The organism is Antarcticimicrobium sp., from assembly GCF_029212575.1.
Lineage (GTDB): Bacteria > Pseudomonadota > Alphaproteobacteria > Rhodobacterales > Rhodobacteraceae > Antarcticimicrobium.
This window is the reverse complement of record NZ_JARGPK010000035.1, coordinates 1-20255: the sequence shown is the minus strand read 5'-3', so window position 1 is coordinate 20255 and position 20255 is coordinate 1. Positions and strand designations below refer to the sequence as shown.

At 64.5% G+C, this 20255-nt stretch carries 16 protein-coding genes and 1 pseudogene; 9 read left to right on the top strand and 8 right to left on the bottom strand.

All coding sequences use genetic code 11. From position 1 onward, the window contains the following. Positions 1–37: 37 nt before the first annotated feature. Both P1U75_RS06035 and P1U75_RS06030 read right to left on the bottom strand, forming a co-directional pair. Positions 38–277 carry a hypothetical protein gene (locus P1U75_RS06035; RefSeq protein ID WP_300240959.1) on the bottom strand — a complete coding sequence of 80 codons (240 nt, stop codon included), beginning with the start codon at positions 275–277 and terminating at the stop codon, positions 38–40. After that, entirely contained in the window at positions 277–468 is a 192-nt protein-coding gene (locus P1U75_RS06030) for a hypothetical protein (protein WP_300240957.1), read from the bottom strand. Before P1U75_RS06030 ends, P1U75_RS06035 begins: the two co-directional genes overlap by 1 nt. A gap of 203 nt (positions 469–671) precedes the next feature. Between P1U75_RS06030 and P1U75_RS06025 the strand changes: the two genes are divergently transcribed. Together P1U75_RS06025 and P1U75_RS06020 are read left to right on the top strand one after the other, a co-directional pair. Next, positions 672–3608 carry a cation-transporting P-type ATPase gene (locus P1U75_RS06025; protein WP_300240955.1) on the top strand — a complete coding sequence of 979 codons (2937 nt, stop codon included), beginning with the start codon at positions 672–674 and terminating at the stop codon, positions 3606–3608. Then, positions 3605–4729: a methionine adenosyltransferase domain-containing protein gene (locus P1U75_RS06020; RefSeq protein WP_300240953.1), complete on the top strand. Its 1125-nt coding sequence runs from the start codon at positions 3605–3607 to the stop codon at positions 4727–4729. The genes P1U75_RS06025 and P1U75_RS06020 overlap by 4 nt, the downstream gene beginning before the upstream one ends. Positions 4730–4735: 6 nt before the next feature. Here the strand turns inward: P1U75_RS06020 and P1U75_RS06015 are convergent, their stop codons facing one another. The 3 genes from P1U75_RS06015 to P1U75_RS06005 form a co-directional block, all read right to left on the bottom strand. Beyond that, a complete protein-coding gene (locus P1U75_RS06015; RefSeq protein ID WP_300240951.1) occupies positions 4736–5203 on the bottom strand; it encodes an HMA2 domain-containing protein in 468 nt (155 codons plus the stop codon). After that, positions 5193–5489 carry a DUF5132 domain-containing protein gene (locus P1U75_RS06010; RefSeq protein ID WP_300240949.1) on the bottom strand — a complete coding sequence of 99 codons (297 nt, stop codon included), beginning with the start codon at positions 5487–5489 and terminating at the stop codon, positions 5193–5195. The genes P1U75_RS06015 and P1U75_RS06010 overlap by 11 nt, the downstream gene beginning before the upstream one ends. A gap of 94 nt (positions 5490–5583) precedes the next feature. Continuing rightward, positions 5584–7212 (bottom strand): thiamine pyrophosphate-binding protein, encoded by a 1629-nt coding sequence (locus tag P1U75_RS06005; protein WP_300240947.1) that lies wholly within the window; start codon positions 7210–7212, stop codon positions 5584–5586. A 659-nt stretch (positions 7213–7871) separates the two neighbouring features. Here P1U75_RS06005 and P1U75_RS06000 point away from each other — a divergent pair. From P1U75_RS06000 to P1U75_RS05985, 4 genes are read left to right on the top strand one after another with little or no spacing between them, the layout of a single operon-like run. After that, positions 7872–8933: an extracellular solute-binding protein gene (locus P1U75_RS06000; protein WP_300240944.1), complete on the top strand. Its 1062-nt coding sequence runs from the start codon at positions 7872–7874 to the stop codon at positions 8931–8933. A 51-nt stretch (positions 8934–8984) separates the two neighbouring features. Further along, complete coding sequence (locus P1U75_RS05995) at positions 8985–10070, top strand: ABC transporter ATP-binding protein (RefSeq protein ID WP_300240943.1); 1086 nt, start codon at positions 8985–8987, stop codon at positions 10068–10070. After that, positions 10070–10927 carry an ABC transporter permease gene (locus P1U75_RS05990; protein ID WP_300240941.1) on the top strand — a complete coding sequence of 286 codons (858 nt, stop codon included), beginning with the start codon at positions 10070–10072 and terminating at the stop codon, positions 10925–10927. Before P1U75_RS05995 ends, P1U75_RS05990 begins: the two co-directional genes overlap by 1 nt. A gap of 4 nt (positions 10928–10931) precedes the next feature. Next, a complete protein-coding gene (locus P1U75_RS05985) occupies positions 10932–11783 on the top strand; it encodes an ABC transporter permease subunit (RefSeq protein WP_300240939.1) in 852 nt (283 codons plus the stop codon). Positions 11784–12131: 348 nt separating this feature from the next. Here P1U75_RS05985 and P1U75_RS05980 read toward each other — a convergent pair whose 3' ends face one another. Beyond that, positions 12132–13091, bottom strand: coding sequence for a LysR family transcriptional regulator (locus P1U75_RS05980; protein ID WP_300240936.1), 960 nt, complete (start codon positions 13089–13091; stop codon positions 12132–12134). A gap of 169 nt (positions 13092–13260) precedes the next feature. Between P1U75_RS05980 and P1U75_RS05975 the strand changes: the two genes are divergently transcribed. The 3 genes from P1U75_RS05975 to P1U75_RS05965 all read left to right on the top strand — a co-directional run bounded on the left by P1U75_RS05975 (position 13261) and on the right by P1U75_RS05965 (position 17828). Further along, entirely contained in the window at positions 13261–14226 is a 966-nt protein-coding gene (locus tag P1U75_RS05975) for a TAXI family TRAP transporter solute-binding subunit (RefSeq protein WP_300240933.1), read from the top strand. Between the two features lie 115 nt (positions 14227–14341). Beyond that, positions 14342–16285: a TRAP transporter fused permease subunit gene (locus P1U75_RS05970; RefSeq protein WP_300240930.1), complete on the top strand. Its 1944-nt coding sequence runs from the start codon at positions 14342–14344 to the stop codon at positions 16283–16285. 40 nt (positions 16286–16325) lie between these two features. Continuing rightward, on the top strand, positions 16326–17828 hold the full coding sequence (locus P1U75_RS05965; RefSeq protein ID WP_300240927.1) for a M81 family metallopeptidase: 1503 nt from the start codon (positions 16326–16328) through the stop codon (positions 17826–17828). A 71-nt stretch (positions 17829–17899) separates the two neighbouring features. Here P1U75_RS05965 and P1U75_RS05960 read toward each other — a convergent pair. Further along, positions 17900–18092 (bottom strand): annotated as a pseudogene (locus tag P1U75_RS05960) (IS5/IS1182 family transposase); the annotation flags it as partial. An 828-nt stretch (positions 18093–18920) separates the two neighbouring features. Next, positions 18921–20144: a leucine zipper domain-containing protein gene (locus tag P1U75_RS05955; protein ID WP_300240924.1), complete on the bottom strand. Its 1224-nt coding sequence runs from the start codon at positions 20142–20144 to the stop codon at positions 18921–18923. Between the last annotated feature and the right edge of the window lie 111 nt (positions 20145–20255).

Here is a 20255-nt window from a genome sequence, read left to right as displayed (position 1 = left end):
CGATCCTGCCCTTGGCTTCGGGCTTGAGCAGATCGGTTTAGGAGGTCGGGATCATCTCGGTGGCGGTGTTGTAGACGATGCCGGTGGTGACCATTTCGGTCGAGAAGTAATGCCCCTCGTTATCCATGCTCGCCGGGTCGTAGGCGGACAGGTCGATGTCGGTATAGGGCGTCAGGCGGCCCTCGGCCTCGAGCCTTTCCATGGTGACCATGTCAGCGATCAGAAGGACGCCGGGCGGCGGGCTGTTCGCCTCGAACTCGGCGCGCAGCTTGGCCATCACCTTGGTGGTGCCGTCGCGGAACCACTCGACCTCGACACCGGGGTATTTGCCTTAAAGGCATCGACGGTCTGCTGGGCGTCGGCGTTCGGCTGAAAGGTACAGAGCGCAAGCTTGCCGGAGATATCCTGGGCGAAGGCGGCCTGCGCCAGCCCGGCGGTCAACGCCGCGATCAGAAGCGTGCGTTTCATGGTACAGTGTTTCCCTTGTTTAGGTGCCTCCGTTGCGGGCCGTGTAACGCGCGAATGCTGCGGTTTCTTGACAATCGGGGGCGCGGGCGGCTTCCGCGCACGCTTCGGTTTGGCGAAGGGCCGGGCGGCCTTTATTGATGCCGATCAAGGCGTCGGTCCCGCCCCTGTGTGAGGGATCGTCCCAGGCAACTGCGGCAGGACACATGGGAACGCATCCGGCAGGTTTCACCGTCGAGCACGCCACAGCCACGGGTCGCCTGCGGTTGCGGCATCCGGCCATGCGCGGCAATCATGCGTTGGCGGCGCGGCTGGCCGCGCTGATGCGGTCCGAGGCCCACTGGCTGCGCGCCGAGGTGCGCGCGCGCACCGGCAGCATCATCCTGCATCACGACCCCGCGCATGCCCGCGACCGCGTGCTGCATCGTCTGGGCGAGCTTGTGGCGCAGGCACGCGAGGGGGCCGCGCCACCGCCGGCCGCGACCGCGCCGCTTGCCCCCCGGGGCGCCGAGGAGACGCCCTGGCACAGCCTGTCCGGGCAGGACATCGCCCGGACCTTGGAGAGCGACGGCAAGCACGGCCTGACTGCGGGGGCCGCCGCCGGACGGCTGGCGCGCGAGGGGCGCAACCTGTTGCCGCAGCAGGCGCGCCCCTCGCCCCTGGCCCGCCTGGCAGAGCAGTTCAACAGTATCCCGGTGATGATGCTGGCCGGTTCGGCCGTCGTTTCCGTGGTGAGCGGCGGCACCGCCGACGCGGTGGCGACGGTGACGGTGATCGCGGTCAACGCGGTGCTGGGCTATGTCACCGAAGGCCAGGCCGAGGCAGTGATCGAGGCGCTGACGGTCGATGACGTGAAGCGTGAAACGGTGACGGTGCTGCGCGATGGCATCGAGATCGAGATTCCCGCCGCCGACCTGGTGCGCGGCGATCTCTACCGCGTCGGGCCCGGCATGCAGCTGATGGCCGACGCCCGGGTGATCCAGGCGCGGCGGCTGATGGTCGACGAGGCGGCGCTGACCGGCGAGACCCTGCCGGTGGAGAAAGTCGCCGAGGCGGAAATTGCGGCAGATGCGCCGATCGGTTCGCGCCCGACGATACTGCACACCGGAACCATCGTGACCGAGGGGCGCGGCACCGCGATGGTGGTTGGCACCGGGCAGAACACCGTCGCCGCCCGCATTGCCCAGCTCAGCCGCGAGGCGCAGCGCCCCCGCGCCCCGGTCGAGGCCGAGCTTGACCGGCTCGGCGCGCGGCTGGCCTATCTTTCTCTCGGGGCCTGCGGGCTGCTGTTCGGCGTCGGCTGGATGCGCGGCTATGCGGTGGCCGGGCTGCTGCGCGACGCGGTGGCGCTGGCGGTGGCGGCGGTGCCCGAGGGGCTGCCTGTGGTGGCGACCACGACCATGGCGCTCGGGCTGAAACGGATGGAGCGGCGCGGCATCCTGATCCGGCGGATCGACGCGGTGGAATCGTTGGGCGCGCTGCAGACCATGTGTCTCGACAAGACCGGGACACTGACCCAGAACCGGATGCGCGTCGTCGTCGCCGCGCCGGGGCTGGCCGAGGTTGCCCTGACCGATCTCACGGCGCTGGGCCCGCTGGCCGAGGCGGCGGCGCTCAACAACGATGGCATATATGGCGCCGACGGAGCCACGGGCTCGACCGCGACCGAGCACGCCCTGCTGGAATTCGCCGCTGACTGCGGTCTCGACATCACCGCGCTGCGAATGCGGTTTGCCCGTGTCGGCGACATTGCCCGGGCGCCGGATCGGCCGTGGATGGCGACCACGCATGATACCCGCAGGAACCAGATGATCGTCAAGGGCGCGCCCGACGCGGTGCTCGCGCGGTGTACGCGCCTGCGCATCGGCGACCGAACGCGGGCTTTGACCGGGGCCGACCGCGCCATCATCGGTGAATTGAACGAAACCCTCGCCGCGCGCCCGGCGCGGCTGCTCGGATTTGCCGAGGGGGCTGCGGCGCAGGCCGAGGAGGACATCACCGGCCTCACCTGGCTTGGGCTGCTTGGCATGGTCGATCCGCTGCGTCCGGGGGCGCCCGATTTCATCGCCGCGCTGCACCGGGCGGGGCTGGAGACGGTGATGATCACCGGCGATCAGTCCGCTACCGCCGGCGCCATCGCGCGCGAGCTCAACCTCGCCAACGGCGCCCCGGTCCGCATCGTCGATTCGCCAAGGATCGCCGACATGGACCCGGCATTGCTGTCCGGGCTGGCGCGCAAGGCGCATGTCTTTGCCCGCGTCAGCGCCGACCAGAAGCTTGCCATCGTGCAGGCGCTGCAGGCCGCCGACCGCATCGTCGCCATGACCGGCGACGGCGTCAACGATGCGCCTGCGCTCAAGGCCGCCGACATCGGCATCGCCATGGGCGCCTCGGGCACCGACCTGGCGCGCGATGTCGCCAACGTGGTGATCCGCGACGACGAGCTGTCCACACTGATCGACGCCATCGGGCAGGGGCGCACGGTCTATCGCAACATCCGGCGTGCGCTGGAATTCCTGGTGACGACCAACATGTCGGAAATCGTGGTCAGCATGGTCGAGGCGGTGCATGGCCCGGGCGAGCTGGAAACCCCGATGGAGCTGTTGTGGATCAACCTCGTCACCGACGTGCTGCCGGGTCTCGGGCTCGCGCTGGCCGATCCCGACCCGGACGCGATGAACCGCCCGCCGCGCAGGGCCGGTGAGCCGATCTTTCCGCCCGAGCATATCCGCCGCATGGGGATCGACAGTTCGGTGATCTCGGCCTCGGCGCTGACCGCCCATTTCATCGGTCTCAGCCGCTATGGACCCGGGCCGGAGACACGCGGCATGACCTTTCTGGCGCTGTCGCTGGGGCAGTTGCTTTACACGATGACCTGCCAGCGCGGCGACGTGCGAAAGCTGACCCCGACGAAACTGCTGGAGAACCGCGCGCTGGATCTGGCGGTGCTCGGCTCCGGCGCGCTGGCGGTGCTGCCGTTTTTCGTACCGCCCCTGGGCCGGCTTCTGGGGGTCGCGCGGCTGGGGCCGGCCGATACCGCCGTTGCCATCGCGGCAGCGGCGTTTCCCGCCGCCTCGGTCCTGTTCCGGCGCGGCGTCGAACTGGACCTGCACCCGCTCGAAGAAGAGGAGGCGGCGACATGAGGAATTTCGTCCTGACGTCGGAGTCGGTCACATCCGGCCACCCCGACAAACTGTGTGACCAGATCAGCGACGCGGTGATCGACGCCTGTCTGTTCGCGAACCCCACCTCACGGGCGGTGGCCGAATGCGCGATCAGCTCCGGCGTTGTCTTCCTTTCGCTGCGTGGCGTCTCGGACCCGCCCTGCGACATGGCCACGCTGGCCCGGGGGGTGATTGCCGACGCGGGCTATGACCTCTCGGGGACTGCGGCGCCGACGGTGATGCTTGATCTCGATCCCGACGGGCTGGCGCGGCCGGATGCACCGCGCGCACAGATGACCACTGCCTTTGGCTACGCCTGCGACCACACGCCGGAGGCCATGCCCTTTGCCCAGTGGGCGGCGCATCGGCTGAGCGGTGCGCTGGCCCGGGCGCGGTGCGAGGGGCGGTTGTCCTGGCTCTCGTCCGATGCGCAGGCGCAGGTCGCGGTCCGGTTTGAGAACCGCAGCCCGGTCGCCATTCCGGCCATTGCGCTGGCCTTCGGGGCGGATACGGACCTGACGCCGGTCCAGATCGAGGCGGCCTTGCGCGTCGAGGTGCTGGAGCCCGCGTTCGACGGCGCGCGGCTGGTGCCGAGCGCCGCCACCCGCCTGGTCTGCGTCCCCATTGCCGGGCGCACCGGGCCAGAGGCGCATTCGGGCCTAACCGGGCGCAAGATCGGTGACGACACCTATGGGGGCCACTGCCGGCAGAGCGCCACGGCGCTGAGTGGCAAGGGGCCCGACCGGATCGACCGGAGCGCGCAATACGCCGCCCGGCAGGCCGCGCGCTGCGTCATTGCCGCCGGACTGGCGCGGGAATGCGAGGTTCAACTTTCCTATCTGCTGGGCGACGAATCCCCGGCCTCGGTCGAGGTCGATACCTTCGGCAGCGGCGGGGTTGATGACGCGGCGCTTTCCCGACGGCTGTCAGAGGTGTTCGATTTCCGTGCTGGGGCTGTCGCCGAACGGCTGGGTCTGGCGCATCTGCCGACAGAGCGCGGCGGGCGGTTCTTTCGCGATCTCGCCTGCGGCGGGCAGATGGGGCGCAGCGACATCGACACCCCGTGGGAAGTGGTTTCCGCCGCCGCCCGTCTGGCCTGAGCGGGCCTATTTCCTGGCGCCGCGATCCAGCGCCGACAGCGCCGACATCAACAGCGTGGTCGCTGGCCCCGCGAGTTTGCCGCGGCTGGCCTGAAACGCCGCGATGACCGCCAGCAAGAGCGCGATGGACGTATTCAGATCCAGCGCGCTGTTGGTGCTCTGCTTGAGCTTCATGTCGGCCTGCAACATGCCGAGCTGCGCGACCTGACCGATCGGCGGCGGCGGGGCAGGCGCGCGCACCCGTGCGATGCCCTGCGCCTCCATTGCCGCAAAGACGGTTTCGGGATCGGCGTCGAATTCAAGGATCAGGCTGCCGGTGTTCGGCCGCGCCAGCACGCGGGAGATACCGGGCAGCGTGACCACCCTGTCTGACAGAGCCAGAAGATCCTCGGCCTCCATCTCCTGCGACGGGCGCAACCGCGCGCGCCCGGCCACGGAATGGTGGCACTCCAGCGTGACCAGCTTATCCGGCATCCCGCACGCCCGATGCCGCGTCCGGCTCTGCCGCCTCGGGCTGCGCTTCGCGCGCCGCGACCTCGGCCTGGAACTCGGCGGCCAGGTCTTCCATGTGTTCGTAGACTTCCGATCCGGCCTTGCGGAATTCGTCCCAGGCGGTGGCGCCGCTGCGCACGGCAGCGCGTTTCAGCGGCTCTCCGGCCCGGGCCAGCGCCGCGGCTAGGCCCGGCACCAGCACCAGCGCCCCGACAGCGACGGCGGCCCCGATCACGTATTTCTTGTCCATCCCGGCTCCTTTCGCCATGCGAAAATCCTAATATGTACAGACTGCCAGATGCCACAGCGAAATGACAACAATGCTGCAGACCCGAAGCGGGCGCGCGCCGGCCCGGCCGGCGTCACAGCCGCATCCGGGGCACGTCGTTGGGATCGAGGCGCAGCTCGATCAGCAATGGTCCGTCGCGGGTTTCGATCGCCTCGACGGCGGCTTCCAGATCGTCGTTCGATTGAACGTGGACGCCTCGCCCCCCCAGCGCGGTCGCCACGTCCGAGAACCGCGGCCACTCGAACTGGGAAAGGCCGGGGTCCATGCTGCGGTCGAGGAACTGGATGTGCTCGGCGCCATAGGCGGAGTCGTTGCAGACGATGACGATCAGGTCCTGCTTCAGGCGGACGGCGGTGTTGAATTCGTTCACCCCGCCCATCATGAAGCCGCCATCGCCGGTGAACAGCACGACCGGCCGGCCGGCCGCGGCAAGGCTCGCGCCGATCGCCTCAGGCACGCCAAGGCCGATGGAGCCGAAATTCGCGGTGACGATAAAGCTGTGCGGATCGGGCGCGGACACCCGGCACCAGACCTCGGTCATGAAGCGGCCGCCATCGGTTGTCAGGACCCGATCCTTGGGCAGCGCCTGTTCGAGCCGGTCCAGCGCGTAGACGAAATTCACGTAGCCGGGCGCGGATTTCTCGGCCTGTCCCGCCGGGTGCGCCGTCAGTTCCGCCATGTCCAGCTCGCCGGTAAAGGCGGTGGGCGCGATCTCGGCCTCGTCCAGCCAATAGACGATATTGTCGGCGGTCAGCCCCGCATCGGCCACAAGCGCGGCATCCGGGTGGAAATTCTTGCTGACCTCGGGGACGCTGTTGTTGATCTGAACGACGCGCTTGCCCTTCATCAGAGCACCCTTGTCGGTGGTGAAATAGTGCAGGCTGGTGCCGAAACAGACGACGCAATCAGCCTTGGCGATCACCTCATAGGCCGCCGGGGTGCTGAGCGTGCCGAAAATATCCATGTTGTAGGGGTGGCGGTTGAACAGCCCCTTGGCCTTGAGCGTGGTGGCCAGCGGCGCCTCCAGCCGGTCGGCCAGGCGGATCAGCTTGTCGCGGGCCCCGGCCGCCCCGGCCCCGGCCAGGATGACCGGGCGCCTGGCCGAGGCGATCATGCCGATGGCCGCGTCGAGGTCGTCGCCCTCGGGCACATAGGCCGGCGCGTCGAAGGCCTGGAACACGGTCTTTTCATGGGCCACTTCCTGCCACATGAAATCGGACGGCATGTTCACGACGATGGGCCGCTTCTCCACCCGGGCGCGGTAGAACGCATGGGCGATGTCATAGGCCGCGGTCTCGGGCGCGCGGATCTGCTCGAACCCGGCGCCGGTGACCTTGACCAACTCGCGCTGATCGATGTTCTGCAGGTTCTGCGGCGTCATGACCGGCGTATCGCCCGCCAGAAGCACCATCGGGATATGCCCCCGCGCCCCCTCGGTCAGGGCGGTGGTGCAGTTGGTCAGGGCCGGGCCGTGCGTCACGGTGGCCACGCCCACCCGGCCGGACACATGGGAATAGGCCAGCGCCATCAGGACCGAGCTGCCTTCGAAGGCGACCGGAACGAAGGTGCCGGCGCAGGCGCGGACATAGTGATCGACCATGAACAGGTTCGCGTCCCCCATGAGGCCGAACATGGTGTCGATCCCATGATCCTGGATGGCGCGCGCAATCGATTGGTACGTGTAGGTTTTCGCCTCGGCCATTGTTCTCCGCTACCTTTTCGCATGTTCAGGGGCGCCGGCCCTCTGCTGGGGTTCCGTTCCTCGTGTCCCTCCGGCCCCGTTCGGCTGCCTGTGAGGCGAGGCACCGGATGGACTCGATCCGCTGTGGTCTACTGTCGAACCCTGAGGCATAGGGCAACCCGGTTGCAAGCCCCGGCGGTGCGGTCGTTCCTGGTAATTCGCCTGTCGCACCTTAGAGGGAGCCGACCTGAGCCGGCGGCGACGCATAAAGCGTCCCGCGCCCGCGCTTGCGTCAATATCCCTTATGACCCTTTTGGGTTTGCCCCCTGGATCGGATCGGGCTGCGCCGGATCATCGCTGTGGTTTGAAAGAGACCCAGGGATGGGGCGACCTCCCCCCTGTCTCGGACCAATCGCCGAAGACGCGCCTCGACGGGATCATGGCAGAGAGGGGCGAGCTTTGCGGTGAGCCCGGCCCGGTGCGATGGTTCCGCCTGACAACCATGCGACGTGCGATTTCCACGCAAGTGGTGCAGGACGAACGAAGATTCTCCGGGTTGTCACATCGGTTTCGCAATATCGTGTGAAAACGAGGCGTTTCGCGTTGAACTATAATTTGACCATTTGGTCCAATGCGAGCACTCTTTCCGGAATCACAGAACACAACAGAGAGGACACCCCATGACCCGAACCATTCTGCTGGCCAGCACCCTGCTGGCGGGTCTCGCTTCCATTGCGCAGGCTGACACGCTGCGCCTTCTGACCTGGGGCGGCTACGCACCCGATGACGTGGTGGCGATGTTCGAGAAACAGACCGGCCACACCGTCGAAGTGACGAAATCCAACAACGAGGAAATGATCGCCAAGCTGCGCGCAACCGGCGGTGGCGGCTTCGACCTCGCGCAGCCCTCGCAGGACCGCGTGATGGGCCCGCAGATGGAATTCGGCATCTACAAGCCGATGGATGTCTCGAAGCTGGACCAGGACCAGTTCATCCCGTCCATGCTGAAGGCCACGATGGCAAACACCACGGTGAAGGGTGACGTCTATGGCGTGCCGCATGTCTGGGGCACCTCCGGCCTGGTAATGAACACCGCCGAGGCCGGAGACATCGTCAAGGATTACACCGACCTTTGCGACCCGGCTGTCGCCGGCAAGGTGTCCTACCGCCTGAAACGTCCGACCCTGATCGGCTTTGCCTTCGCCATGGGCGAAGATCCCTTTGCGGCCTACGGCGACGAGGCAAAATACAAGGAGATCATGGGCAAGGTCGAGGCCAAGCTGGTCGAGTGCAAGGCCAACGTCAAAACCTACTGGGGCGGCGGCGACGAGCTGATGAACCTGGTCCGCTCGGGCGAGGTGACCGCGTCCATGGCGTGGGATACCGGCGGCTGGAAGCTGAACGACGACAACGCCGACATCACCTTTGTCGCGCCCGCATCCGGTGCCCTGGGCTGGATCGATACCTTTGTCCTGCCCGCCAAGGGCCAGGCCGATGATGTCGCCTATGCGTGGATCAACTTCGTGATGCAGCCGGAAATCGCGGCCATGATCACCGCAGCGGCAGGCAACTTCACCGCCTCTGCCGGGGCAGACGAGTTCGCCGAGGCCGGTCTCAAGGCCAAGTATCAGGCGAGCTTTCCGCAAGAGGCCATCGACAACATCAAGTGGTATCCGCCGGTCCCCGCCGGGCTGGAAACCATCGAAGGCGAAGTGCTGGACCGCGTCCAGGCTGCCAACTGACCATCCGGGCGGCACCCTTTGCCAGGTGCCGCCCCCTTTTACGGAATACACATGACCCCTGATCTGGAGTGCGTCGATCTCGTGAAGCGATTCGGCGATACCACGGCTGTCGACAACGTCTCCTTCTCGGTGCCGCCGGGCAGCTTCTTTTCAATCCTCGGGCCTTCGGGCTGCGGCAAGACCACGATCATGCGCATGATCGCGGGCTTTCTCGACCCGACCTCGGGCGACATCCGGATCAAGGGCGGCTCGGTGCTGGATACGCCGCCGAACAAGCGACCGGTGAACATGGTGTTCCAGCATCTGGCGCTGTTCCCGATGATGACCATCGCCGAGAACATCGGCTACGGTCTGCGCCGTCGCGGCATGTCCAGAGACGAGATCGACCGCAAGGTGGACGAGGCGCTCGACCGCATCGGCCTGCCGGGGATCGGCGGGCGCAAGGTGGACGAATTGTCCGGTGGGCAGAAGCAGCGCGTGGCCATCGCCCGCTGCATGGTGCTGGAGCCGGATGTGCTGTTGCTGGACGAACCGCTTGGCGCGCTGGACCTGAAGCTGCGCGAGCACATGAAGGTGGAGTTGAAAGCACTTCAGGCCGCGTTCGACACCACCTTCGTCTACATCACCCATGACCAGTCCGAAGCGTTGGTCATGTCCGACCAGATCGCCGTGATGAACGCTGGACGGTTCGAGCAAGTCGGCAGCGGGCAGGATCTGTACTATCGGCCCGGTACACCCTTTGTCGCCGGGTTCATCGGCGAATCGAACCGTTGGAAAGGCCGCATCGAGCGGGCCGAGGGCGGCGTGATGCAACTGCGCACCGATACCGGTTTGGCCATGCGCGCCGCCGGGGCCGCCCTGTCCGAAGGCGACAACGCCGAGATTTTCGTCCGCCCGGAAACGATCCGCCTTGCCGGCAGCGCCGAGGCGCTGTCGCGTTTCGACAACCAGTTGAAAGGTACCGTCACCAGCCTCCTGTTCAACGGCGCGGCCTCGCGCGTGCTGGTGCAGGACGATGCGGGCGAGATCCTGGAGGTCACCCTCCCCCAGTCGGGCGAATTCGCGTCGCTGAAACGCGGCGACACGGTGCATATCGGCTGGGCCGCGGATCAGGCCGCCTGCTTCGGGGCCGCGTGATGCGCCACCAGTCCCGCATCGCGTTCATCCTGCTGCTTTCACCGCTGGTGCTGTGGCTCGGCCTGCTCATTCTCATTCCGCATGTCGACATGCTGCTGATCTCGCTGCGCGAACGCGTCAGCTTCGGCGTCTACGAGACCAGCCTCACGCAATACAAAAAAGCCCTGACAGAGCCGCTCTACCTGCGCACGTTCTGGCGCACCGCGGTCATGTCGGTGCTGGCCACGGCGATCACGCTGCTCATCGCCTTTCCGGTGGCCTATTACATCGCCAAGATGGCAAAGGGGCGATTGCAGCAGGTGCTCTTCATGCTGTGCCTGATCCCGTTTTACGTGTCGGAACTGGTGCGGACCTTTGGCTGGATGATCCTGCTGCGCGAAACCGGCATCGTGTCGAACCTGCTGCAATGGACGGGTCTGGCGGATCAGCCGGTGGAACTGCTTTATACGGATGCCACCATGATGGTCGGCCTCGTCTATACGTCGATGCTGTTCATGGTGGTGCCATTGGTGACCACGCTCGAAAGCCTCGACGACAGTGTGATCGAGGCGGGCTACGACCTTGGCGGCAACGGCCTGTCGGTCCTGCGCGAGATCATCATCCCCCATGCCATGCCCGGCATCGTCTCGGGGTGTATCGTGGTCTTCATGCTGTCGCTGGGCAACTACCTGACGCCGACAATGCTGGGCGGCAAGGACAGCCTGTGGTTCACCGAGATGATCTACAACCAGTTCATCGTGCGCTCGAACTGGGAACTGGGGGCCGCGTTCGGATTCATGCTGCTGGTGCTGTCTTCCGTGATCGTCTGGGGGATGCTGCGGCTGACCGGGCGGACGCTGAAGGAAACGATGGGGTGACCGAATGATCCCGACAATCCCGCAATCCCGCGCCTTTCGCCTGGTCTATGGCGGCTACGTGGCACTGTTCTTTCTCTACCTCGCCCTGCCGCTGACCGTGGTGGCGGTTTTCGCCTTCAACGACAGCCAGTTCCCCTCGCTGCCGTGGGAGGGGTTCACCTGGAACTGGTTCTTTGGCGAGGAGCGCCCGCAGATCGGCGTCTTTCACGAACGCGGCATCCTGCGGGCGGTGGGCACCTCGGCCTTTGTCGCGGTCTGCGTGGCGGTGCTTTCGGTCGGCGTCGGCACCACCAACGCCTTCCTGTTCAACCGCTACGATTTCCGCGGCAAGGGGCTGCTTTACGTGCTGATGCTCTTGCCGCTGGTGATCCCCGGCATCGTGCTGGGCATCTCGATCCTCGTGTTCTCGTCGACGCTGGCCAACGGCGTCTGGGATCTGGCGCAAATGGACATCCAGGCACTGCGCCCCGGCCTGCTGCTGGTGATCCTCGGGCAGTTCAGTTTCATCACGACGATTGCGACACTGGTGATCTCGGCCCGGCTGCAGAAGTTCGACCGCACGCTGGAAGAGGCGGCGCTGAACCTCGGGGCGGACCGGTTGACGGCGGTGCGCACGATCACGCTCCCCTTCCTCGCCCCGGCAATGATCGGCGCGGTGGTCGTGGCCTTTCTGATGAGCTTCGAGAACTTCAACACCACCTTGATGCTGGTGGGCTCCGACGCGCCGCTGACCATCGCCATGTTCGACCGGCTGAAAGAAGGCTCAACCCCCCTTCTGAACTCCGTCTCGCTGCTCCTGATGCTGGGATCGTCGCTGCTGGCGTTGCTGGTGATCCTGTTCCAGCGCCGCCCATGACCGCCGCCAGATAAGCTCGGCCTGTTTGGTTTTGAAGAAGGTGAGGAGGATCAGAAAACAATGTGGGGCACTGTTTTCCCGACGCAGGACTGCCGCATGGTCACAGCATTTACCCTTGCCGATCATCGAAGCCTTTGACCTGCATGTGTGAAGTCTGTCCTCTATTGACTGGATCCGGCCCCCCGTTGCCCTGACGGTGGCTGTCGGCGATTGGCCCGGATCGAACCTACTGGCCTCACCGGGTGAACCCCCTTCAGGGTCTGCGCAACAGATCTCAACTGGGGAGCCATCGCCCTTTCGATCCGGCGGACAGGTTGCAAGCCAGAGATGAACCTGCCGGAAGCCGCCCTATTCAGGCTGCCGGTCTGGTGGCGTTTTCCTGTATCGGCCCGAAGGCTTTGATCCGATCCTTTGCAGGAAGGCCGGCTCGGCAGCTGTCGACAGGATCATGGTCAGAAACCGATCGACCAGGTCGATCGACCGGCGTGTCGGTTTGTAGAAAACGCCAATCTGTCGTTCGATGGGAACATCGGGTACTTCCCTGAATGTCAGGGACTTGGTCAGATCCGAAATCGCCAGCGACTTGGGCAGAATGGCAATGGACGATCCTGTGGCGACGAAGGACAGGACCCCCATCAACGAAAGACACTCATGGCGCCAGTCGGGGTAAACCTCTCGCGATCTCAGGGCGCTTTGGATCTGCAGCCAGTTGCCGCTGCTCGAGGAGTTGTAAGAGACGGGGAAGTCCTCGAGCACTTTCCACCCAATCCGGTCCTCCTGAGCGAGAACGTGGTTGTTGGAGAATGCGACGCAAAGTGGCTCGGAAAACAAAGGCACAAACTCGGTTTCTTCGGGCCGGGTCATGGCGATGCCGATCCCGAAATCCACATCTCCGTTCGCGACGAATTTCACCACAGTATCGGAATTCGCCTCATGCACCGAAAGGCGCACCAGCTTGTATCGGGCGCTGAAGTTCCGGGCCACCGGGATGACCAGCGGTTCGATCAGCGACGGTATCGTCCCGACCGAAATGGTCCGCCCGGTGGCGACGCCAACCTCCCGCGTGCGTTTGACCATCTTGTCGTTCAACGCCACGATTTGCTTCGCATTTTCGAGGAATTCGACACCGACAGGGGTCAGCGTCACCTTTTTCTGCTTGCGATCAAGCAATTTGACCCCGAGGTCGGCCTCAAGCGTCGAAATACGCCGGCTCAGCGCCGGCTGTGACAGGTTCAGCGCATTCGCAGCGGCATGGAAGCTGCCCATGTCGTTCAGGATGACAAAGCATTCCAGCGTCGACAGGCGCATTTGCCGGCTCCTCCGTGTCGGGCCCGGTCAGCCCGTATCATGCAAATTTTGCATTATTTCATTAATTTAATGCAATAGACTGCAGGGCCCATTGGCGCAATCCTCCGCCTGCACAGAACGGAACGGCCGGACACAGGCCGCCACGCAGACAGGAGAGGACACCCAGATCATGACCATGCATTCCCTCATCTCGGGGCTTTCGGGCATTGCCCTCGTGGCCGGCTTGTCGACGGCCGTCATGGCAGACACGACCCAGCTCAACATGGGTGGGTCAACGACCACTTCGGGATTTTACCCTTATTACACGGCCATCGCAAAAGCGGTCAGCGACGCCAGCGACGACCTCAACGTCACTGTCGTGTCGCTGGGTGGTTTTGCCAAGAACGACAAGGCGATGCAGCGCGGCGAGATGGATTTTGCCGGGTTTTCCGCCAACCTGATCGAAGATGCCATCGCCGATGGCTATGACAAATACCGTGTCCTGTGGTGGGCCGTTCCGTCGTTCCAGAACATCATGGTACGCAAGGATTCGGGCGCCACGACCATGGCGGATCTGAATGGCAAGTGCTTCAACGCGGGTGTACCGGGTGCGACCGCCCAGAAGGTGATGCTGCGATCGCTGAAGGCCGCCGGGCTTGCGCCGGATATCCAGCTTTCAGACAGCAAGGCCTCCATCAAGGCGATTCAGGACGGCCGGTGCCTTGGCCAGATGAAAACCATGGGCGGCAAGACGCTCGACGGGGCGACGGCCGCACTGAATGTTACCACCCCGCTCTGGCCGATCGGCTGGACCGAGGAGGAGAAAGCCGGGATCAAGGCGGAAATGCCATGGATCGATTTCGGCACCGTTCCGGCCGGTGTGGTCAAGGATGCCCCTTCCTATGACGTGAATGTCATGTGGATCGGCTTTGTCGCGACCAGCGAGATGGACGAAGAAACCGGATACGAGATCACCAAGGGGATGTGGGACAGGATCGACGATCAGCGTGTGGCGTATCCCGGCCTTGGCGACCGCGATCTGCCCAGGATAACGATCGATAAATCCGCGACGCCGTTGCACGCCGGTGCGGTGCGCTTCTACCGCGAGATCGGGCTGGATGTGCCCGAGGCGCTGATCCCGCCCGAGATGAAGTAAGCCACCCTCTTTTGTAACCAACGCTGCGCCGCATGCCACGCGTGCGGCAATGACAGGGGCTCTCCGTTCGGCACCGCCGTCCGGGGAGCCATGACCCAAGCCAGGAGAGGCCCGCATGGCTGGCGCGCAGTATATCGACGTAAATCCCCAGTTTCCGAACGAGGATGAGGCCGCAGAAGCCAACCTGCACCGGCTCGGCCCGGCGGGCCGCGGCATCCTGAAGGCGGTGACGCTGGCCCTTTTCGGGTTTGTCGCCTACACGACCTATTTCGGGCAACTGCCCAATATCCGGCAATATGCGCTTATCATCTTTGTCTGTTTCGCAATGGGCTTTGCGGTCATTCCGGCCAGAGACCGCGATCGCGGCGGCATCCCCTGGTATGATTGGCTGGCAATAGCGGCGGTCGGGGCGGCCTGCCTGAACGTTTTCATCCATTACTGGCCGATCATGTTCGACGACTACGAGCCCGGCCCACGGGACTGGGGGCTGGGCGTCGTGATGGTCGTCGCCTCGGCAGAGCTTTCGCGCCGGTCTATCGGATTGGCATTCACCGTCCTTATCGCTGTTTTCGTTGCCTATGCACTATTCGGAGATCGCATTCCCGGAACGCTCGGCCACGGCGGCGCGCGACCGCAATCGTTGATCGAAATGCTCTATCTATCGACGGATGGCGTCTGGGGCATGCTGACCGACATCTTTACCGGCATGTTGTTGCTGTTCGTGATGCTCGGGGCGGTGATGCTGGCGACCGGCGTCAGCGATACATTCATGCGGCTGGCCATGTTTCTTGGCGGCCGATACCGGGGCGGGCCGGCAAAGATCGCCGTCCTCTCCTCGGCGCTGATGGGCTCCATCACCGGATCTTCCGTGACCAATGTGGCGATGACGGGCTCTGTCACCATTCCGATGATGAAACGCCTCGGCTACCGGCCGGAAGTCGCGGGCGGGATCGAGGCAACGGCTTCATCGGGCGGTCAGATCACGCCGCCGCTGATGGGCGCCGGGTTGTTTCTGATGGCTGAAATGCTGGAGATGAACGTCGGCACGGTGATGCTTCTGGCCGTCACCCCGGCACTTTTGTTCTATTTCTCCGTTTTGACGGCCGTGCATTTCGACTCCGCCCGGGAAAATCTTGAACCCCTGCCGCAGGCGGAGATCCCGAGTTTTCAGGAGTTTCTGCCCATCGGGGTGTGGGGGCCGATCACCATCCCCTTCGCCCTGCTGATCGGGATGATCGTCACCGGGAAATCGATCTACCTGTCGGTTCTCTACACCGTGGTCTGCATGATCCTGGTTTATCTCGGCCTGTCGCGCAGCCTGTCCGAGATGCGGGCCAAATCCGCCGGCATCATCGCGTCTCTGGCCGACTCGGCAGAGGCCGTCATCTCGCTTGCCGCGCTGATCGTCGCCGCCGGCATTCTCGTCGGGGTGATCGGATACCTTGGGATCGGGATCAAGTTCTCGAACCTGATCCTCGCCGTTGGCGGCGGCCATCTGCTTCCCACGCTGCTGCTGGCCGCGGTCGTCGTCATGATCATGGGGATGGGCATCCCGACGACCGCGGCCTATGTCCTGGCCGTTTCGGTGGTGATCGTGGTGTTCAGGAAACTCGGGATCGACGCTCTGGCCACGCATATGTTCCTGTTCTACTTCGCGACCCTTTCGGCGATCACGCCGCCGGTTTGCGGCGCCGTCTTTGTCGCCGCGAATATCGCGGGCGCGCCCTGGCTGAAGGTCGCAGGTCACACGGTGCGCTTCGCCGCGATCAAATATCTGATGCCGTTTCTGTTCGTATTCCACCCGGCGCTTCTGGGCCAGGGCAGCCCGGTCCAGGTGGTCGCGACGGTCGGTGCGGTGGCGGTGGGCACCTTGTTCCTGAGCGCGGCGTTCTCGGGCTATTTCCTGAGCCCGCTGACACGCCCTCTGCGGGTCGTGATCGGGTTAGCCTCGCTTGCCTGCCTGTGGCCGAATCCGGTCGTGGCGGGGCTGGGCGCGTTCGCCTGCGCCGGTCTGGCGTTGATCAGCAAGCTGGCGGGATCGGGCCGCGCCCCGGCCTGATCTGACGCACAGGATCAATTTAAACCTCAAGGAGACTTTCATGCGCATCGCCTTTGCCGGGTTCCATATCGAATCCGTCAGCTTCCTGACGCAGGAAGCGACCTACGGCATGTTCGACGCCTCGGCCGCGCGTGCGGCCGATATCTTTGGCCGGTATTGTGGGACCAACACCGTTCCCGGCGGCGTCATCAAGGCCGGCGCGGCCGCGGGTCTGGACCTGATGCCGATCGTCTACGCCTACCAGGGGGCGGTCGGCCCGGCGTCGGATGAGGCCGTGGAACGGTATTGTGCGGAGATATGCGCGGCGCTCGAAGCGGTGCGCGGGGATCTGGCGGGCGTCATCCTGCACCTGCATGGTGCGGCGGTCAGCCCGTCCCATACCGATGTCGAATTTCTCTTCATCGAGAACATTCGCCGCGTGATCGGCGATCTGCCGCTGGTGGTTGCGTTCGACTATCACGGCAACATCAGCCCGGCCTCGGTCGCGCTGCTGGACGCCGCCGTCGCCTACAAGACATCGCCGCATGTGGATATGGGGCAGACCGGTGAGCGGGCGGTGGGTTGGATGTCGCGCCTGCTCGCCGGGCCGGACAGGGTTTCGATGGCCATCGCCAAGCCCCCACTAATCCTGCCCAGCGTTTTCTCGGCCACGAATCTTGACCCGCTTGCATCAATCATGGCCGAGGCGGCTCGGATCGAAGACGAGGCGCCAGGCGCGCTGGACATTTCCGTCATGGCGGGATTTTCCTACGCGGACACGAAAGACACCGGTTTTTCGGTGATCGTTGTAGGCGAAACAGGTCAATCCGAGGTCGACGCGATCGCCGAGGGATTGGCCGAAACGATCTGGAGCGAGAGGCGCGCCCTGAGCGCCCCGGCCCCGGTGTATTCACTTGCGGACGCTGTGGATTACGCGGCCATCAAGGCCAAATATGCGCGGGCCCCGATCGTGCTGCTGGAGCACGCGGATCGCATGAACGATTCCACCCACCTGCTGAAGGCGTTGATCGACAAGGGCGTCAAGAAAGTCGCAGTGCCATTCATCTGGGACGAGGCGGCGGTGCGCGCGGCGATCTCCGCCGGTGCGGGACAGGAAACCGTTCTTCACATCGGAGCCTGGTCGTCGGCGCGCGCCGGGAAACGGTTGCAGGTGCGATGCAAGGTGATCGAAACCGGCCTCAAGACATACCGGATCTCGGGCCCGATGCTGACAGGTCAGGCGGTCGATCTGGGCGATACGGCCTTGATCGACATCGACGGGATCATCGTCAGCCTGGTCAGCCGGTTCGCATTTGCCGTCGACGAAGACGCCTTTACGATTTTCGGGTTGAACCCGCGCGATTTCGGAGTGATCGTCCTGCGCTCAAAAACCCACTTCCGCGCAGTCTACGAGGATATCGCCGAGGAGATTATCATCGTCGATACGCCGGACTGGGGAACCTCAAACCTCAACGACCTGCCTTATTCGAAATTGGACAGGACCGCGGTTTACCCCTTGAACGCTCTCGCAAAGGCGTCCGTTCTTCCCGGCGGGAAACAGTGAATGCGTCCGCGGAGCGATGCAAGACGGCGTCGTAACCATTGCAGCGGATCCGGTCGTGATCCTTTTGCAGGTGTCGCTTCGACATCCACGATCACACCATGATCCGTGTCGATCAGGCCGGTGTCGGAAGCGCTGAAGAAAGCCGGCCCTTTACGCCCTCCACTGGCTGGCCGGGTCGTGAGGCGACGCGAACCCGGGCTGAAACTCGCTGGCGGCACCCAAGGCAGCCTCGTCCAATGTATCGGGACGTTCGCGAACGCCACGATGAGCCAGAAACCTTCTGTTGTGAAATCAATTCAGAGGTCCCGGCGGCGCTGACGGGGGACAGTCTGCTGCATGTGGGCCGGATCCCGACGGCGATACGTTCCGGGTTTTCCGATCCGTCTTGCCAATGGCATCAACCCTGCCCTGGAAATCAAAGGAAACGACAGCCCGCAGAACAAGGTCAAGCGGAATGTGTCGAACGAACGGATCACCGCCATCAATGCGGCTGGAGGATTCGGGCGACGGGGATGGGATGTCGCGTTCAAACCGGGGATGTCCAGGACATTCACTCGAAGTACGCCGGGACGAGAGCGGCGGCGGATTGACTTGGGCGCCACGAATTTCTGAGGCGCGCCCCAGATGCCGGCGGATCGAGAAGCGAAAAAGCCCCCCTCGCGGCCCTTGTTTTTATGGTCGGAGTGAGAGGGTTCGAACCTCTGGCCCCTGCCTCCCGAAGAAAATGGGGCGTGGGGCGGAGTCAATAAAACAGGGCGATTCAGCCCTCGTATGGGCGACCCCCCCCCCGAAAATCCGGGGTATTTCTGGGGCGGTCCCAAAAACGCATCGCGCCATCGGCAACTGATGCGAATTGCTGGGGGTCATGTTCCCCAGGGGGGGGGAGGCCCACGCAATCAACGCCGTTCGAACGCCTGGTTTTTCCGATCACCCCATCCAGTCAGGGTCGCGCCGCACCGAGAGGTCTGGTGTCCAGGCAAATTCACGCAAATTGGCCGGATAGCCGAGGGTGTAGTCATAACTCGGTCTGATCACGTATTTTCTGTCGAACTCCATCCAGTCGTAGGCTTCGCCCGAACGAATGATGTGCGGCTAGTCAGGACGTGCGAAGAGCGGGCGACCCACCGCAACCATCGCGCCTTGACCCCGGGTGAGCGCGCTTTCGGCGCTCTTGCCGTTAGTGATTCCGCCGTTGACGATGATGGGCTTGTCGGAGGCGTCAGATAGGATCGATGGGATCGGGTCCGCGGATTTGGGATCGCGGTTGTCGCGCCAGTCGAAACTGGACCAGTGCAGGGCGTCAGCTTCACAATCGTGCAGCGCTTCTCCGACCGCCTTTGCGTAGGCGGTGTCGCCGGCCCAGGCACCGGTGAAACTGTCTACGCCGTCCTGGCTGAGTCGCAGGGTGATGATCTTGTCCGGCCCGATCGCTGCGCGCACCTTGCGGCAGACCAGCTTGGCGAAGGCGACATTATGTTCGGGCGTTCCGCCATAGGCGTCGTCACGCCGGTTCAGGTCCGGGTCGATGAACTGATACAAAAGATAGCCATTGGCGCCGTGCACTTCGACGCCGTCGAAACCGGCCTCGACAGCCCGCGCCGCCCCGTCTGCGAAACCGTCGGCACTGCGTTCGATTTCCGCGATGGTCAGGGTATGGCAGGGCGGGAAGGTCACGGTCGGCCAATCACCCTGCAGCAAGCGGTCATCTTTTTCCGCGCCGGAGTTGGTGTAGAGAACGAAGCCGTCGCTCTGGCCATCGCTGGCGCTGACAGGGGATTGCCCTTGGTGCAGGCAACGGGGGGCGCTGACGCGGCCGCCATGCATGAGTTGGCAAATGATCGGAACGCCGCAGGCATGCACGGCCGTGGTTGTCTTGCGCCAGCCGTCGATATGTTTGTCGGTGGCGATGCCGGGTTGGTTGAGATAGGCGACGCAGCCCAACTTGTCGTTGAAGAACGTGCCTTCGCTGATGATAAGCCCCAGACCGCCCCGTGCGCGGCGCGCATAATAGGCGGCCATTTCATCGTTGGCCGTGCCGTCGTCGTCGGCCGTCAGCCGGTACGTCCTGCGCAGGTAGAGAACCAGCGCGATCCGGTGCCGCGCCAGGCGACGGGGGCAGCGCGCCGGAGCGCTTGACGCATTTGCCAACGCCCCCCGACCGCCCTGCCGGAACCGGCGCAGCCACTTGTAGACCGTACGGGTGGAAATCCCCAACTCCGCGGCGATCACCGCCACCGGGCGGCCCTGCCGATGACGGTCGACGATCAGGTCTCGACTATGAATGGCGGTGCGGGCATTCTGGTGCGGGTTGTTCATCCTTCGGGGTCCTCGGCTGGAGTTTGGCGATTGCAGCCTAACTCCGAACCGGATGAACAACCTGCTGAGAGTTCACAGCTAGGCGCCCGGCAACACCGCCCCCGCAGACCT

Bases quoted from the DNA above. Each gene is read 5' to 3' on its own strand.
- P1U75_RS06035 (WP_300240959.1), bottom strand. From the start codon at position 277: ATGGCCAAGCTGCGCGCCGAGTTCGAGGCGAACAGCCCGCCGCCCGGC.
- P1U75_RS06030 (WP_300240957.1), bottom strand. From the start codon at position 468: ATGAAACGCACGCTTCTGATCGCGGCGTTGACCGCCGGGCTGGCGCAG.
- P1U75_RS06025 (WP_300240955.1), top strand. From the start codon at position 672: ATGGGAACGCATCCGGCAGGTTTCACCGTCGAGCACGCCACAGCCACG.
- P1U75_RS06020 (WP_300240953.1), top strand. From the start codon at position 3,605: ATGAGGAATTTCGTCCTGACGTCGGAGTCGGTCACATCCGGCCACCCC.
- P1U75_RS06015 (WP_300240951.1), bottom strand. From the start codon at position 5,203: ATGCCGGATAAGCTGGTCACGCTGGAGTGCCACCATTCCGTGGCCGGG.
- P1U75_RS06010 (WP_300240949.1), bottom strand. From the start codon at position 5,489: ATGGCGAAAGGAGCCGGGATGGACAAGAAATACGTGATCGGGGCCGCC.
- P1U75_RS06005 (WP_300240947.1), bottom strand. From the start codon at position 7,212: ATGGCCGAGGCGAAAACCTACACGTACCAATCGATTGCGCGCGCCATC.
- P1U75_RS06000 (WP_300240944.1), top strand. From the start codon at position 7,872: ATGACCCGAACCATTCTGCTGGCCAGCACCCTGCTGGCGGGTCTCGCT.
- P1U75_RS05995 (WP_300240943.1), top strand. From the start codon at position 8,985: ATGACCCCTGATCTGGAGTGCGTCGATCTCGTGAAGCGATTCGGCGAT.
- P1U75_RS05990 (WP_300240941.1), top strand. From the start codon at position 10,070: ATGCGCCACCAGTCCCGCATCGCGTTCATCCTGCTGCTTTCACCGCTG.
- P1U75_RS05985 (WP_300240939.1), top strand. From the start codon at position 10,932: ATGATCCCGACAATCCCGCAATCCCGCGCCTTTCGCCTGGTCTATGGC.
- P1U75_RS05980 (WP_300240936.1), bottom strand. From the start codon at position 13,091: ATGCGCCTGTCGACGCTGGAATGCTTTGTCATCCTGAACGACATGGGC.
- P1U75_RS05975 (WP_300240933.1), top strand. From the start codon at position 13,261: ATGACCATGCATTCCCTCATCTCGGGGCTTTCGGGCATTGCCCTCGTG.
- P1U75_RS05970 (WP_300240930.1), top strand. From the start codon at position 14,342: ATGGCTGGCGCGCAGTATATCGACGTAAATCCCCAGTTTCCGAACGAG.
- P1U75_RS05965 (WP_300240927.1), top strand. From the start codon at position 16,326: ATGCGCATCGCCTTTGCCGGGTTCCATATCGAATCCGTCAGCTTCCTG.
- P1U75_RS05955 (WP_300240924.1), bottom strand. From the start codon at position 20,144: ATGAACAACCCGCACCAGAATGCCCGCACCGCCATTCATAGTCGAGAC.